16 protein-coding genes are annotated in these 13,948 nt (G+C 65.4%); 7 read left to right on the plus strand and 9 right to left on the minus strand.

Features of this window, described 5'->3' with window-relative positions; translation table 11 throughout:
* Positions 1-217 precede the first annotated feature (217 nt).
* From JZ792_RS01165 to JZ792_RS01180, 4 genes are read left to right on the plus strand one after another with little or no spacing between them, the layout of a single operon-like run.
* A complete protein-coding gene (locus tag JZ792_RS01165; RefSeq protein ID WP_216906149.1) occupies positions 218-874 on the plus strand; it encodes an ABC transporter permease in 657 nt (218 codons plus the stop codon).
* Positions 861-2,054 (plus strand): ABC transporter ATP-binding protein, encoded by a 1,194-nt coding sequence (locus tag JZ792_RS01170; protein WP_216905769.1) that lies wholly within the window; start codon positions 861-863, stop codon positions 2,052-2,054. The genes JZ792_RS01165 and JZ792_RS01170 overlap by 14 nt, the downstream gene beginning before the upstream one ends.
* A complete protein-coding gene (locus JZ792_RS01175; RefSeq protein ID WP_216905771.1) occupies positions 2,051-2,839 on the plus strand; it encodes an ABC transporter permease in 789 nt (262 codons plus the stop codon). Before JZ792_RS01170 ends, JZ792_RS01175 begins: the two co-directional genes overlap by 4 nt.
* The gene (locus JZ792_RS01180) at positions 2,836-3,807 is read left to right on the plus strand and encodes a glycine betaine ABC transporter substrate-binding protein (RefSeq protein WP_216905773.1); all 972 of its coding nucleotides are present in this window, start codon (positions 2,836-2,838) and stop codon (positions 3,805-3,807) included. Before JZ792_RS01175 ends, JZ792_RS01180 begins: the two co-directional genes overlap by 4 nt.
* A gap of 109 nt (positions 3,808-3,916) precedes the next feature.
* Here JZ792_RS01180 and JZ792_RS01185 read toward each other — a convergent pair whose 3' ends face one another.
* From JZ792_RS01185 to JZ792_RS01195, 3 genes are all read right to left on the minus strand, one after another.
* Entirely contained in the window at positions 3,917-4,207 is a 291-nt protein-coding gene (locus JZ792_RS01185) for a hypothetical protein (RefSeq protein ID WP_216905775.1), read from the minus strand.
* Positions 4,208-4,398: 191 nt separating this feature from the next.
* The gene (locus JZ792_RS01190) at positions 4,399-4,953 is read right to left on the minus strand and encodes a GNAT family N-acetyltransferase (protein WP_216905777.1); all 555 of its coding nucleotides are present in this window, start codon (positions 4,951-4,953) and stop codon (positions 4,399-4,401) included.
* A complete protein-coding gene (locus JZ792_RS01195; RefSeq protein WP_216905779.1) occupies positions 4,950-6,242 on the minus strand; it encodes a helix-turn-helix domain-containing protein in 1,293 nt (430 codons plus the stop codon). Before JZ792_RS01195 ends, JZ792_RS01190 begins: the two co-directional genes overlap by 4 nt.
* A gap of 233 nt (positions 6,243-6,475) precedes the next feature.
* Here JZ792_RS01195 and JZ792_RS01200 point away from each other — a divergent pair, with 233 nt between their 5' ends.
* The gene (locus tag JZ792_RS01200; RefSeq protein ID WP_216905781.1) at positions 6,476-6,796 is read left to right on the plus strand and encodes a hypothetical protein; all 321 of its coding nucleotides are present in this window, start codon (positions 6,476-6,478) and stop codon (positions 6,794-6,796) included.
* A gap of 331 nt (positions 6,797-7,127) precedes the next feature.
* The gene (locus JZ792_RS01205; RefSeq protein ID WP_254189085.1) at positions 7,128-7,598 is read left to right on the plus strand and encodes a DUF488 domain-containing protein; all 471 of its coding nucleotides are present in this window, start codon (positions 7,128-7,130) and stop codon (positions 7,596-7,598) included.
* Here JZ792_RS01205 and JZ792_RS01210 read toward each other — a convergent pair.
* From JZ792_RS01210 to JZ792_RS01235, 6 genes are all read right to left on the minus strand, one after another.
* On the minus strand, positions 7,595-8,383 hold the full coding sequence (locus tag JZ792_RS01210) for a DUF8757 domain-containing protein (protein WP_216905786.1): 789 nt from the start codon (positions 8,381-8,383) through the stop codon (positions 7,595-7,597). The two genes, JZ792_RS01205 and JZ792_RS01210, sit on opposite strands and share 4 nt — an antisense overlap.
* Before the next feature lie 384 nt (positions 8,384-8,767).
* Complete coding sequence (locus JZ792_RS01215) at positions 8,768-9,034, minus strand: hypothetical protein (protein WP_216905788.1); 267 nt, start codon at positions 9,032-9,034, stop codon at positions 8,768-8,770.
* An 88-nt stretch (positions 9,035-9,122) separates the two neighbouring features.
* The gene (locus JZ792_RS01220; protein WP_254189086.1) at positions 9,123-10,502 is read right to left on the minus strand and encodes an NAD(P)/FAD-dependent oxidoreductase; all 1,380 of its coding nucleotides are present in this window, start codon (positions 10,500-10,502) and stop codon (positions 9,123-9,125) included.
* Positions 10,503-11,214: 712 nt separating this feature from the next.
* A complete protein-coding gene (locus JZ792_RS01225; protein WP_216905792.1) occupies positions 11,215-11,736 on the minus strand; it encodes a DUF6764 family protein in 522 nt (173 codons plus the stop codon).
* Positions 11,737-11,833: 97 nt separating this feature from the next.
* Positions 11,834-12,106 carry a hypothetical protein gene (locus JZ792_RS01230; protein WP_216905794.1) on the minus strand — a complete coding sequence of 91 codons (273 nt, stop codon included), beginning with the start codon at positions 12,104-12,106 and terminating at the stop codon, positions 11,834-11,836.
* Positions 12,107-12,143: 37 nt separating this feature from the next.
* Entirely contained in the window at positions 12,144-13,007 is an 864-nt protein-coding gene (locus JZ792_RS01235; RefSeq protein WP_254189087.1) for a SigB/SigF/SigG family RNA polymerase sigma factor, read from the minus strand.
* Between the two features lie 351 nt (positions 13,008-13,358).
* On the opposite strand from JZ792_RS01235, the gene JZ792_RS01240 reads away from it, so the two are divergent.
* A complete protein-coding gene (locus JZ792_RS01240) occupies positions 13,359-13,928 on the plus strand; it encodes a hypothetical protein (RefSeq protein WP_216905796.1) in 570 nt (189 codons plus the stop codon).
* The last annotated feature ends 20 nt before the right edge of the window (positions 13,929-13,948 follow it).

Raw genomic sequence — 13,948 nt, forward strand, 5'->3', positions numbered from 1 at the left:
CATGGCGTAGCGGACGTCACCGAGTCGGTTGGGGCCACGCAGATCAGCTCACACACCGCGCGGCAATCGCGGTCGTAGCGGGGCGACTGGCCTCGAAGAAGACACTCGCACAATGGCTCCCCGTCACCGGCGCGGAAAGTCGTTGTTTCCGTTTGCCGTGCGGCGGGCATTCTCCGCGAGATAGTCTCCGGGAAACGGGCGACGGGGAGGTGCGGTCCTGGACACGCTGTGGGATTTCGTCGTCGCGCGGCGGCATCAACTGCTCGTCGACTCGTATCTGCATGTCTCGGCGGTGGTGCAGTCGCTGATCATCGCCACCGTCGTCGCGGTGTTGATCGGGATCGTGGTGTATCGCAGTCCGCTGGGTTCGTCGGCGGCGACCGCCACGGCCAGTGCGGTCCTCACGGTGCCCTCCTTCGCGTTGCTCGGCCTGCTGATACCGCTGTTCGGGCTCGGTGTCGGGCCGACCATCGTCGCTCTGGTCGTTTACGCGCTCTTGCCGATCCTGCGCAACACCATCATCGGGCTCGCGTCGGTCGATCCGGCGGTGACCGACGCGGCCCGCGGTGTCGGCATGAACCGGCTGCGCGTGCTCGCGGCGGTGGAACTGCCGCTGGCCTGGCCGTCGATCCTGGCGGGTATGCGGGTGAGCACCCAGATGATCATGGGCATCCTCGCGCTGGCCGCCTACGCCAAGGGCCCCGGACTGGGCAATCTGATCTTCTCCGGTCTGTCGCGGCTGGGCAGCCCGAACGCCGTGCCGCAGGCACTGACCGGCACCGTCCTCATCATCGTGCTCGCACTGGCGCTCGACGGGATCCTGCTGCTCGTCGGGCGTCTCACCACCTCGAGGGGTATCCGTGACCGAGACTGAAACCCGCACCGGCGGGTCCGGACCCGCCGGGGACGGAGTGTCCGGGGTCGAGATCGTGCTCGACGCCGTCACCAAACACTATCCGGGACAAACCGATCCCGCCGTCGACCGGGTGTCGATGACGATTCCGGCCGGGAAGATCGTCGTGCTGGTCGGCCCGTCGGGGTGCGGCAAGACCACCACCATGCGGATGATCAACCGGCTCATCGAACCGAGTTCGGGCACGATCACCATCGGCGGCCGCGATGTCACCGGCATGGATCCCGACCAATTGCGGCGCGGGGTGGGGTATTCGATCCAGCAGGCCGGACTCTTCCCGCACATGACGGTCGCCAAGAACATCGCGACCGTGCCCGGACTGCTGGGCTGGGACCGACGCCGGACCTCGGCGCGCGTGGACGAGATGCTCGATCTGGTCGGCCTCGATCCAGGCACCTACCGCAACCGCTATCCGCGTCAACTGTCCGGTGGCCAGCAGCAGCGGGTGGGGGTGGCCCGAGCGCTGGCCGCGGATCCTCCCGTCCTGTTGATGGACGAGCCCTTCGGCGCGGTCGACCCGATCACCCGCGCGTCGTTGCAGGACGAATTGCTGCGGCTGCAAACCGAATTGGGCAAGACCATCGTGTTCGTCACCCACGATTTCGCCGAGGCGGTGAAACTGGGCGACCGGATCGCGGTGCTGGGCGAACGATCCCGCATCCTCCAATACGACACCCCCGCCGCCGTCCTCGCCGATCCCGCCGACGACACCGTCGCCGGATTCGTCGGCGCGGACGCCTCCCTCAAACAATTGACCCTGACCCGGATCGAGGACGTCCGCCTCGACGAATGCCCGTCCGCCGTCGAATCCGAACCGCTCGAGACCTTGCGCGCCGCAATGGGAGACCGTCCGCTCGCGGTGATCCTGGACGAGAACCGCCGCCCGCTGCGACGGGTCACCGCCGCCCAACTCGCGACCGCGTCCTCGTTGCGTGAGGCGGGGACGTCGGTGGGGGAGACGGTCTCGGCACGCTCGACCCTCCAGGACGCGCTCGCGGCGCTGCTGGCCGAGGAGTCCGCGAGTGCCGTCGTCACCACGCCCGGCGGCGAATACGCGGGACTGGTCACCATCGACACCCTCGTCGGCCATCTGTCGGCGCTGCGCGCCGCGACGGGCGAGACCTCGGAGCCGACGACGTGACCGCGGCCGTCGAGACCACCGCACGCCCGCGCGGGACCCGGCCCGCCACCGAGGGCAGGGCGGAATACCTGCGGTTGCTCGCCCAGCCGGTGCTCGTGCTGCTGCTGACCGTCGGGGTGCTGACCTGGGCATTGCGCCGCGACCTCACCGTCACCCAGCAGGCCAGCCTCAACACGAGCAATATCGTGACCGTCACCTGGCAGCACATCCTGATCACCGCGACGGTCGTGGTCATCGTGGTGGTGATCGCCGTCCCCCTGGGCACCCTGCTGACCCGGCCCGGATATCGCCGTCTGACACCGATTTTCGTCGGCGTCGCGAATGTGGGGGCCGCCGCGCCCGCCATCGGCCTGATCGTGCTGTGCTACCTCGCGACCCGCACCACCGGATTCTGGATCGGCGTCGCACCGATCGCCTTCTACTCGCTGCTCCCGGTCCTGCGGAACACGATCCTCGGCTACCAACAGGTCGATCCCGTGCTCATCGACGCGGGCCGCGGACAGGGCATGTCGGCGGCCACGATCCTGCGTCGCATCGAGTTCCCGCTCGCCGTGCCCTACATCCTCGCGGGTCTGCGCACCTCGCTGGTGCTCGCCGTCGGCACCGCGACCCTGTCGTTCCTGGTGAGCGCGGGCGGACTCGGCATACTCATCGATACCGGATACAAGTTGCGCGACGACGTGACCCTGGTCGTCGGTGCGGTACTCGCGGTCGCGCTGGCTCTGCTCGTCGACTGGCTCGGCGCGCTGGCCGAACAGTTCCTCGGACCGAAGGGACTGCGATGAGGGCGGCGCGCGCGCTGGCCGCGCTGCTGGGAACAGCACTGCTCGCGGCATGCGGTCTGCAATCGGGTGGCGCGGTCCCGCTGCGGGTCGGACCCGCGGGCATCGGCCCGGTCCCCGAACTCGGCGGTGTCGCGATCACGGTGGGGTCCAAGGATTTCACCGAACAGAACATCCTCGGCTACCTCATCGAATTCGCCCTGGTGGCCGCGGGTGCCGACGTCCGCGATCTGACCAATATCCAGGGCTCCAACAGTCTGCGCGACGCCCAGCTGCACGGCCAGATCGACCTCGCCTACGACTACACCGGCACCGGCTGGATCAACTACCTCGGCAACGAGACCCCGATCGCCGACGAACTCGAACAGTTCGAGGCCCTGCGCGCGGCCGACCTCGCCGCCCACCACATGGTCTGGACGGCGATGGCCCCGATGAACAACACCTACGCCCTCGCGGTGAGCCGCCGCGTCTCCGAGGAGACCGGGGTGCGCACCCTGTCCGACTACGCGCACCTGGTCGACACCGATCCAGCGGCCGCGACCACCTGCGTCGGCACCGAATTCAACGTGCGCCAGGACGGATATCCCGGAATGGCCCGCAAATACGGAATCGACACCGGCAAGGTGCGCAAGCAGATCGTGCAGGACGCGGTCGTCTACCAGGCCACCGCCGACGCCACCCAGTGCCGTTTCGGTTCGGTCGCCGCGACGGACGGCCGCATCCCTGGTCTGGATCTGGTACTACTGCGCGACGACCGAGCGTTCTTCCCGAAATACAATGCCGCCCTGGTGATGAGCGCGGATTTCGCCGAGGCACACCCGGCCGTCGCCGAGATCATGTCACCGATCTCACGGCTGCTGACCAACGAGACGATCACCGAGTTGAACCGTCAGGTCGACGTGGAAGGCCGGGAACCGGCCGATGTGGCCCGGGACTGGATGGTCGCGCAGGGCATGGTGACGAAGGGCTGACATCTGAGCGGGTGGGCGTGCGGACGGATCCGGTGCCCCTGGGTGCGTGACTCGAGTGCGAGTCCGTCGACATGGTGGAGGCGACCCCACATGACCTTCGAACGCCCTTTCACATCCGTGGCGGAAACCGCTGCTGTATCGCTGTTCGACTGGAACGTTTTTCGGCGTCGAGCCGCAGCATCGCGGAGGTGAGCGTTGGTGCGAACAGGTGGTCCTCGCCGCGCTCGATCATTCTCGTGATCGCCGCGTCGATATCCTTTGCGGTAGCGATGAGGGCCTGCGCGGAATGACGGTACGCACTGGTCGGAATCGGTCCCGGCTCCAGTGAGGGGTTCATCCGCCCGAGTAGATCGACCGCGCGCAGATAATGATGGACGAGATCCTTTTCCGCCGTTGTCATACCGGGCAGTCGCGGAGGTTCATCGGATGGCTGGTTCGGCATTTCATCGCTTTCGATCGGTGGCAGATGGTGGTGTACCGGCGTTGCCGGTGGGCGTTCGCGCGATCGTGGCTCCCCTCGAAGTCGTCATCACAGCGACGGCGTTGATTCGGGGCGGTTGCACCGCGGAGAGCTTCTCCCAAGCTGGGAGATTAGGACAGTGCGCGTACCAACGCATCGAAGGTCGGCGCGTCGTCCCACCTCGGGGTCAGCGTCCCGACTCGCGACCAGCCCCAACGCCGATAGGCGGCATATGCGCGCTCGTTGTCCGGCCGAACGAGCAATGTTCCTCGCTGTTCACCACGCGGACGAAGCAATTCGTCGTGCAAGCTGTGAGCGAGCCCCTTCCCGGCGTGATCGGCGTCGACCATGATCTCGCTGAGTGCGAAGGTACGTTTTCCGTCTTCGGCAACGAATTCAGCTCGGTCAATGGTGGCGTCATCGAGTTCGAGCCCGCCCCACCATGCCGATTCCGTCCCCAGCGGCCAGCCCCACGACTGTCCAACAGCGATATCGGAAATGTAGGCGACCACCAGATCGAAACCGGCACCCCGGGTGTAGGCGTCGAATCGCTTCCCGAACGCGTCCGCCGACTCGAACGGATCCCCCGACGCAATCGCATCGACGTATGACCGAGTGAAGATGTCCAGCACCGTGTCTCGGATTTCGCGCGCCTCGACTGAGTTGTAGCGCCGGAACTCGATCACGTGGTCACCTTCTCGGCCTCGAGTGCGTCGAATCGCGCGCAGAATTCGGATGCGGCGGGAAGTTTCCGCACTGCTCGTCGCACTGGCCTCAGCGCCGTCACGGTTCGGGGAGAAGTCACCGCGGATTCCAACTGCTCGAGCACTGGTGTACCTCCCTCCAGCGCGCCGTCCAAATCGCCGACTCGGGCGCGGCCCGACGCAGCCCACGCCCATGTGTTCGCGGTGTTGCCGGGGCTGGCGTGCTCGGTCACCGCGACTTCGAAGAGGGCGAGGGCCGCGCGATGTCTGCCGACATCGGCGCAGCCTCGGGCTTCGTGCCCGCGGACCTCTTGCGGGGTGACGAACCTCAGCCACGCTGGGCAGTCACCGATCGGTTCGAACTGTTCGGCGCGCTCCAACTCTCGCCACGCCGTAGCGATGGCTCGACTGAAACCGTCACGGTCTCCCAGGACGCCTAGTGCGGACGCTTCCCTGACGGCGATCAATGCATGGATGCGCGACGGCGGCTTTCGGTGCATGGCGTCGGCGGCACGGCTGATCAGCGGCAGTGCACGAGAGGCGGAGCCTTGCCCGTTACGGGCCAGCGAGATCGGCTGCGACGAGGCGGTGAGGCACGCGCGTGCGATCAGTCCGTCATCGTCCGCGGTAGCCGCCAAGGACAGGGCTTCTGTGAAGCATCGGCGGGCGAGGGCATGTTGGTGGCTGTCGTAGGCCAACCAACCGGTGGTCGTGGCGAGATGACCGACAGCGGACATGAGCATCCGGCCGGTATCACCATCGAAGGTGCCACTGTCCAGTAGCGCGAGCCCTCTGTCGAGCGCGGCTTGTGCGTCACCGACCAGGCCCGCACCCCCCGATCGTTGGGCGGCCGCGCTCAGCTCGGCGGCGATCCCCTCCAAACGGATGGCGTCGCTTCCGCCGACGCGGGCCGGGGCGAGGCTCGTCGCGGCGGCAGCGAGTGCGAGTGTGCCGAGAGTGCGCCGTCGCATGTCGTCCTCCTCATCGGTCGTAGAGGTCGCGACCGCAGTTCCAGAGTGCCTGCTTCGGTCCGACTCTGCTTCGGTCAACGCGGCTGTGAAGCGCGCGAGTTGTTCCGAGGACAGCTCGGCGAGTGTCGTATCGAGTGTGGCGGCCCGGTCGCCGAGGACAGCGCGCGAGCCGCCGTGTTCCCACTTCTGCACGGTCGACGTCGCCCAGCCGAGGCGTTCGGCGAACTGCTCGCGAGTCATGCGCAGCGCCGCTTCGCGCAGTGCCCGAACTTCGACGGCCGTCCACGTGTTGACGATCATCCAGCCCCCTGCCCTCGCCCGAAATCGCTTGTATCGGAATCGTATCGGCAGCGTGTGTTTCGCGCGCTGGTCTCGAGTACCTGCGACCGAGAGGCTGGATTCGAGCCCGCTGCCGGGTCGACACCGCGCCGCTTACTCATCCGGTGCACACCACCGGCCCGCGTGGGCGAGGGCTCCGGCGGCGGGTGCCGTTCGAATCGGACTGGAGGCGTGGGCTTGTGGATGCTGTGGGAGTGGTCAGTGTGGATCTGACCGAAGACATCGGAGCGAAACTTCCGATACTCGACCGGATCGCGGGCCAGCACGGCGTGTCGATCGCCGACGTCCTGACGATCGACCCCGGCGAACAGGGGTGGGTGTTCCGATTGCTCGAGCGGGTGAATGTTCTCGGTGCTCACGCTGTTGTCGTCGAGAGTTTCGAGCATGTGCACGGTCTCGAGCGTGCGGTGACGGGTGTGGCCGATCTGCACAGCCTATTCGGGTCGGTGCGCTACGTCGGCTACGGGGCGGGGCACACCCGGCCGTCGGCTGCGGGCGAGGGGACCGGGCTGTGAGCGTCATGGAGTGGGCAATGTTGGGGTACGCGGTCGCGATCGGGGTGCCGCTGTTCGTGCTGCTGTGGGTGGTGTTCTGGCCGTCGAAGCGCAGCGGGCCGAGTGTCGATGACATCACCGACCGGATCGCGCGGGAGGATCGGCAGCCAGAGCCTCGGCGTCGAGGCCCGCGGCCCCGGGATGGTCGACAGTGACGGATGGTTCGATATCCGCCGAGATCGAGAGATCTCGGCGATCGGGTTGGGGGATGTCCTGGCCGTTCGATCCCTGTGCCCGTCGTATCGAGGGGTTGTCGCCCCGGCCCACGGCTGTTGATGCACCATTGGGACCCATGGGAACCTCCGACACCGCCGCTGAGCCCGTCGCCGAGGACACTCTGGTCAGCATCGGCTACGAGGGTAAGACGGTTGGTGACCTCGTCGCCGAGCTCGTCGAGCAGGAGGTGCGGGTACTGGTCGACGTACGCTTGACCCCGCTGAGCCGTAAGCCGGGACTGTCGAAGACCAAACTCAGCGAGGCCCTCGCCGCAGTGGGTATCGACTACGTTCACCATCGCGCGCTCGGCAACCCGAAAAGTAATCGGGAGGGGTTCCGCGCCGGTGAGCCGGAGTCCCGTGCCCGGTACCGCGAGGTTCTCGACAGCGCCGCAGCGACCGATGCCCTCGCGCATGTGTCCGAGCTTCTCGACGGTGGCGTTGTGGCGCTGTTGTGCTTCGAGCACGACCACGCCGAGTGCCACCGCGACATCGTCGTGCATCGACTTCTGGAAGTCCGCCCCAACGCCGCGGTGGTGCACGTCTAGAACAAGGCCAGCTCCGTCTTCGGGTACCAGACGCCGAGGACGGAGAAGGAGCGACGGTGTTGGTTCTGGTTGCCGACATAGAAGTGGACGTCGCGGTCGGGGGAGAGCATCGTGTCGCGCCATTTCTCGAGGAGCATCTGTCGCGCTCGGATGTCTCCGTTGGACTTCAGCCACCTTCGCCCGGCTTGTCCCGCCTCCCAGTCGAGTACTTTCTGGTCGTGGCCGCGGCATTTCGGAGCCTCGCAGCGGTACCTGTATCGCACGGCGTAGGGGGCCGGTTCCAGCGGCTTCAGAGAGGTGCCGAACAAGTCCGGGGCCGACGCCTTGTCTATTTTCGCCTGTTCTGCTGCGGACCAGGCATTTCCGGTGACGACGCTGACCTCGATGTCGGTCGGTTTGATCAGCCCGAGTGACGGTGACGGGATGCCCATGCCGCCGAGGGGGTTCTGTGCGACGAGCCCGCACATCGTGGTGGCGCCGATGAGACCGTGCAGGTTCATGCGCCGCCGCTGCCAATTGCCGCCGGTGTCCAAGAGTTCCACATGCTCGAGCTCGTCCTGGCGCGGGCGGAACGACTCGGGACGATTGTCGTTGGGTTGTTGGTAAGTGCCGTTCACGCGCAGGATTTCGTACTTCTTGAACTTCCTGTCGAAGTCCGCGCTGCGGAATTTCACCGGATACAGACGTATCCATTCGAGGTGCCCTCGATCGAGCCTGACACCCGCGACACAGACTGTCTCGCCGTACGTTTCGCTCGGGTTCGGGTAGGTCTTGACGGTGATCATGACCTTTGCTGTCTCGTCTCCTGCACGAGGTGACCTGAGACTCGACGCATCCATGGCACCCGGTAGATCATTGTCCCCCACTTGTCCAGGGTAATGATCTGGAACTCGTTTCGGAACGAGATTGCGGCCGTCGATGGCTCGGCAGCAGATGTGGAGAAGGCTGTTGTGTCACCGCGACATTCGGAACGCTGGCGAGCCGTGAGAGGGGCTGCGACACGATCAGGCGACAGCGGCGATGATCAGCGAGGCCTCGTTCATCGCGGATCGGGCGATGGCCAACTTCTGCCTCCATTCTGCGACAGAATCACTCCGTCGCGCAGCCTGACCGGAGTCATCGACGCGGTGCGCGCGTGGAAGCAGGCGCGTCCACGGGCGCGAGGCTGATCATTCCTCCGGGGCTACGACCCACAGGGCGGTTTCGAGGAAGTCCTCCACGTCGTCACGACCCGGTCCGAAAACCCAGATCTCCGGGCCGCCCTGAGCGGTGTCGATTTCCGCCCGAACGGTGTCGTCCTCGGACCACAGACGGATCTCGTCGCTATCGTGAAAGACGAGCAAGGTTTCCGACGAATCCTCACGACTCTCTACCAGATACTCGGCCAAGGCCTCGGACAGCCGATGGCGCAGGCTCTCGACTGTCGGCACGGTCATCGCACTCCCCGGATCGGCTGCCGGACACAGCAACCGGCTCGCGGGTAATCCTGCACTACGGACTGGAACCCGGCGCAGCGCCCCGGATTCAGGAGCCGACGGCTACCCCGTGACTCAGTGGGCCGCAGCGAATATCGAATCGTTCACGCACGGTGTCCAGGGTCCGGCGGAGGTGTTCGCGTCCGCGATGGTGGGTGAGCAGGAACCGCGTTGTGCCGATCATCCGGCGCGGCAGCGGGTACCAGTGATCGAGGTCGAGTCCGCAGTCGAGCAACACTTTGTTCGGGACACTGTCGGCGATCAGACTGAGGTTGTGCATGGTCAGCGATCCGAGCGCGTACGGCAATGCCGCGTTCGATTTCTTCTTCAGGGCCGCAGCGTCGAGTTCGTACAGGGGGATCTCCCCGAGTTTGTCCAGAAAGAGCAGGTGGGTCAGGAAATAGCCCATGTACGACGTCAGGTGGTGTGTGGCGGAGCGCGGCTGCACCGAGACGACCGCGCCGCTATCGGAAACGTAGGGCTCGTAGGGGAGATCGTGACGCAGGAGGTATCCGGTGCAGTTCACTATCCAGCTGCCCGGCTGAATCGTCTTCGTCGATCCGCTACGGAACACCAGGTCGGTATCGCCGTTGCGGTCGACGGCGTCGACGAGGTGATCCATGATCACGTCGTTCAGGCCCGCGGCGATGGTCTCGTTCTCCGATTCGGACAGTATGCCCAGCAGGAAGTTGCCCGTGGTGGGGGTCAGCCAGGTGCCGTAGGTGGTGCGCAGCCAGGTTGCGATATCGGCCTCGTTGGTCCCGTCGAAGCGCCGACCCAGTTCCGTGAAAATTCCGGAAGTCAGTGTGCCGCTCCACCATCGTCGGCCGCCGGTAGGGAACAGACGGTCGCGGCTCGAGAAGAATGTGCCCGAACCCGCGACGAGGTTTACTTCCCGACCGGGGTATTCCGTGATCAGCGCGTGAGCGGTATCCATCGCGGTCTTTCCGCCGCCGACGATCCACACGGGTGCGTCGCTGGCCCGCATCTCGTCCCCTTTCATGTCGCAGAAGTCGGGTGAGACCGACACGACACGTGAGCTGGAGATCTCGAGCGGGTCGTTGGGCACAACCCCGAATCCGCCGGCTTTGATCAGTCGCGTCGCTTCTACAACCATGAGTCGGCCGTCCGACGACGTGCAGCGCAGCCGCACGAGCCCGTCGGTCTCGTGATGTGACTCCAGCGCCCAGCCGAAGTACGGATCCACCCGTACTCGCTGCTTCGCAACCTCGAGGCAGTGGTCGAAGTGGGCGAGCACCTCGTCCTTCGTTGCCAGGTACGAGCGATCCCGGCCGAGCGTCCATTCGATGTTGCCCGCGGTGAACAGGCCGTGCGGTTGGTGGAGCCGCACGTAGTCGTAGGTGTCGACCCACATACCGCCGGAACGATCACGGCGATCGATCAGGATGATCTTCTGCGAGCGAGACATGTACCGACTGGCGACGAACAGGGCATTGACCCCGGTGATGCCGGCTCCGACGATGCAGAGGTCGCAGTGCTCCACCCGAACGGACGTCTCGGTCGACGCGGCACCATTTGTCACCGCAACCTCCAAGGGAGACTTCGGGGCAACAACCGTTCTGGGCTGTTGTGCCGCCTTATCCGCTCTTTATCAATTGCGGATAGGTGGCTATCAGTCGATCTTCCTCGCAGTAGCGATAAAAGTCACTGATGATTTGCTGCGCTAAACGCCTGCCTGTTGAAGAATGTTCTGCCCGGTGCCGACCCTTCGCTGTCTCGCCTGGCTGTCGAGCCGCGAATCGCAGTGAATCATATTGCCGAAGAACATACCTGAGCTACACGAGTGGCGATGTCCGAAATGGGTGACATGAAAAGTTCGTCTCTAGATGGATAAAGGTACAGAATTGAATCATATCCACCGTCAGATACCGCGTTTGCTGTGGTCGAGCAGAAACCGATCCATTCGAGCGCTGCCGCGAGTTTCCGGCAAAAATTGATCACAGGGTTGGGTTGTGCGGTGAAACGGAGATTCCAACTGTCCGAATTTCATGCCCCGCCGACGTTTCGAGACCTCATTCGGTCGGACCTTCAGGCAATTTCGCACATCCGCCTGTACGTCGGATTTTGTGGCGACCACGATCGGCACCGCTCTCCGAAGCGCGAGCATCGCGCGGTGAACGCTATCGCGGCAGTGACGCCCAGGTTCCGAACGGTGTCCCCACGCACGTGGCCCCGGTGCCCTCATCCCAGGCGATCGCTCCCGCACCCAAGCATTGCACCGAGCCCTCGACCGCGCCGACCTGAGCGCGGGAACCGAAGAACGCGATCGCCACCGCTCTCGCCGCTCCGTCGGTCGGGTCGTCGTCGGTTACCGAACTCGAGGCCATCGCGTCGGGACCGAAGCCCAACGCGAGCGGAACACCGCCCGATCCCTCGCTGGCTCCGACACCACCTGCTATGCCGACCCCGAGGGACGACGCGCCGAGCGTCGCGCGAGCGTAGCCGACGCCGCCGTATCCGGCCGAATGGGCCTGTCCTGCTTCGTCACCGACGGCGCGGCATCCGGTATCACCGTCGACGACGGTGTCGTCGGCACCGAATTCGGCGGTGCAGTGCACCGCGGAGGTGGCTACCGCGGCGGGGACGGTCAGAGAAGCGCCCACCGCGGCGGTCGAGCACAGAATCGCGCCGATGAACCTCATGGACAGCCTCGTTTCCGCCACGTGTGACCGGCGCGCCGACTGCGCGCGGTCCTGTTCAGGTGGCTACCCGGAGGTCGGTCCGGCAAACACGCGCGCTTCATGCCTGGAAGGGCACGGTATTTCCGGCGGCGTCGCGCGTGTTCGCCTCGGCTTCGACGGCGGCGGCGAGTTCGGCGACGGTCTTCCAGGTGCGTGGCGGTTCCGCATCGAAATTCCCGATGGTGTACCAGGATTCGGTCTCGCGATAGCGGACCAGCCCTTTGCCGGTGTCGTCGACGGTGACATCGAGATCGCCCGATATCGTGCCTTCTTCCTCGGTGAGAACGGCTGCCTTGGCGGCGATCTCGTTGCTCTCGGTACTGTCGATCATCTGAACTCCTCGCGCGGCACGATCCGAGACCGCGATATCAGGCCACACGGCGGCGGATATGGGTGACGGTGGCCGGTTTCTGCTCGGTGTCGGCGAGGGCTTGCTCGCGCAGTTGCGTGAACAGGCGCGTCAGCTTTCGCGAGACCTGCATCTGGGAGACACCGAGCCGTTCGGCGATCTCGGATTGGGACAGATTCTCCGAGAACCGCCACACCAGCAGTTGGCGTTGTTCGGCGGGAAGGGCTTCCAGCAGCGGCCGGACGGTCATCGCGTCTTCGAGTTGCCGGTAGGAGGTGTCCTCGGCTCCCATACGGGCCACGACGGGGTTGTACCCTTCGCCGTTCTCGTCGTGGAAGGTCGTGTCGAGGGAATCGGCGCGGTAGGCGTTGGCCGCGACCAGCGCGTGGGTGACCTCGCCGCGGTCGAGGTCGAGTTCGGCGGCGATCTCCGACGGACGCGGCATCCGGCCCAGTCGCTGCGCCAGCATCTCGGTCGCGGGACCGATCTTGGCGTGGACTTCCTTGGTGCCGCGCGGCACTCGCACCGACCAGGACTGGTCGCGGAAATGACGACGAACCTCACCCATGATCGTCGGGACCGCGAACGACAGGAAACTCGAACCGTGCGAGGGGTCGAAACGGTCGACCGCCCCGACCAACCCGAGGTAGGCGACCTGGCGCAGGTCGTCGTCATCGATTCCGCGACCCCGGAACTTGCGGGCGATATTCTGCGCCAAGGGCAGACACCGCCGCATGATCTCTTCGCGGATCGCCCGGCGTCGGGGGTCCGATTCATCGAGGGCGCCGAGTTCGTCGAACAAGGGCTCGATGTTGTCGTAGGAATCGCCACTGCCGCGGGGCGATGGGGACGTCGTGTTCGGGTATTCGGTCATCGAGATCATCTCCGCATGCTGCCGGGAACGACTTCCGTTTCACGCCCGGTTATCCTGCGAAAACGATCTCAAACGCTGCCGCTCGTAGGAATTTTTCCTCTCGACGTGCCTGTAGGCCGTTGTGAAACCCTGCCGCATCCGTGATCGCCGGTCGACTCCGGCGGATGGTCCCGCGCGACGCGGCAATGCCCTGGTTCCCGGCTCGGTGTGAAGCCATGCCCAGGTCCACATTCGGAGAACAATGTCGGTGCGAGTACGCGTTTAAGATCAACTTCGCAGGCTATCCCTGCGTGCGGCGGTCGATCCCCGGCATACCCGGAGATGTCATCGATGACCGACCTCGACCACGACATGCGAGATATGAGCACGAACCGAGCACGCTTCCTGATGGCCCTCACAGCGGCCTTCACCACGACTTTCGCCATCGAAGCACAGTTGGCGTCAGCAGATTCCGGAGCCGTTCCCGCGAAGGACTACGGCGACGGCTGCGTCGTCGATCCAGCCGACAGGTCGGTCACCATCGATTCCCTACGGTCGTGGTGCTCGCTCGAACAACAGACCGCCATCTTCTCCGACGCGAGCGCTGGATCGGTGCCGAGGGGAGTAACAAACGGGTGGGTCGTGAGCCCCGCCGCGATACATCCGATCGCGCCGACCTTCTGGACCGGCAAGACCTTCTACACCGGAAGCGACGGCGGGTATCTGATGAACCAGGTGACCTCGGCCGGTTTCGAGGGATTCCGCGCGGATGTCTACACCGGCCCCGCGATCACCGATGGCAGGCCGACGTGGGTGTTGAACTACGACTCGTCGCCGATCCCGCAGATCTACGACGAGATCAGGGAGATCACGCCGGGGCTGTGGTTCGGCTACTCCTGGCGGCGTGACACCGCCCCGCCGACGCTGCTGCTGACCTTCGCGCTGACCTGACGGCGACAACCTTCGGGCAT

The organism is Nocardia noduli (genome assembly GCF_019038455.1).
In the GTDB taxonomy this organism is placed as follows: domain Bacteria; phylum Actinomycetota; class Actinomycetes; order Mycobacteriales; family Mycobacteriaceae; genus Nocardia; species Nocardia noduli.

Bases quoted from the DNA above. Each gene is read 5' to 3' on its own strand.
- JZ792_RS01180 (WP_216905773.1), top strand. From the start codon at position 2,836: ATGAGGGCGGCGCGCGCGCTGGCCGCGCTGCTGGGAACAGCACTGCTC.
- JZ792_RS01185 (WP_216905775.1), bottom strand. From the start codon at position 4,207: ATGACAACGGCGGAAAAGGATCTCGTCCATCATTATCTGCGCGCGGTC.
- JZ792_RS01195 (WP_216905779.1), bottom strand. From the start codon at position 6,242: ATGATCGTCAACACGTGGACGGCCGTCGAAGTTCGGGCACTGCGCGAA.
- JZ792_RS01205 (WP_254189085.1), top strand. From the start codon at position 7,128: ATGGGAACCTCCGACACCGCCGCTGAGCCCGTCGCCGAGGACACTCTG.
- JZ792_RS01210 (WP_216905786.1), bottom strand. From the start codon at position 8,383: ATGATCACCGTCAAGACCTACCCGAACCCGAGCGAAACGTACGGCGAG.
- JZ792_RS01215 (WP_216905788.1), bottom strand. From the start codon at position 9,034: ATGACCGTGCCGACAGTCGAGAGCCTGCGCCATCGGCTGTCCGAGGCC.
- JZ792_RS01220 (WP_254189086.1), bottom strand. From the start codon at position 10,502: ATGTCTCGCTCGCAGAAGATCATCCTGATCGATCGCCGTGATCGTTCC.
- JZ792_RS01225 (WP_216905792.1), bottom strand. From the start codon at position 11,736: ATGAGGTTCATCGGCGCGATTCTGTGCTCGACCGCCGCGGTGGGCGCT.
- JZ792_RS01230 (WP_216905794.1), bottom strand. From the start codon at position 12,106: ATGATCGACAGTACCGAGAGCAACGAGATCGCCGCCAAGGCAGCCGTT.
- JZ792_RS01235 (WP_254189087.1), bottom strand. From the start codon at position 13,007: ATGATCTCGATGACCGAATACCCGAACACGACGTCCCCATCGCCCCGC.
- JZ792_RS01240 (WP_216905796.1), top strand. From the start codon at position 13,359: ATGAGCACGAACCGAGCACGCTTCCTGATGGCCCTCACAGCGGCCTTC.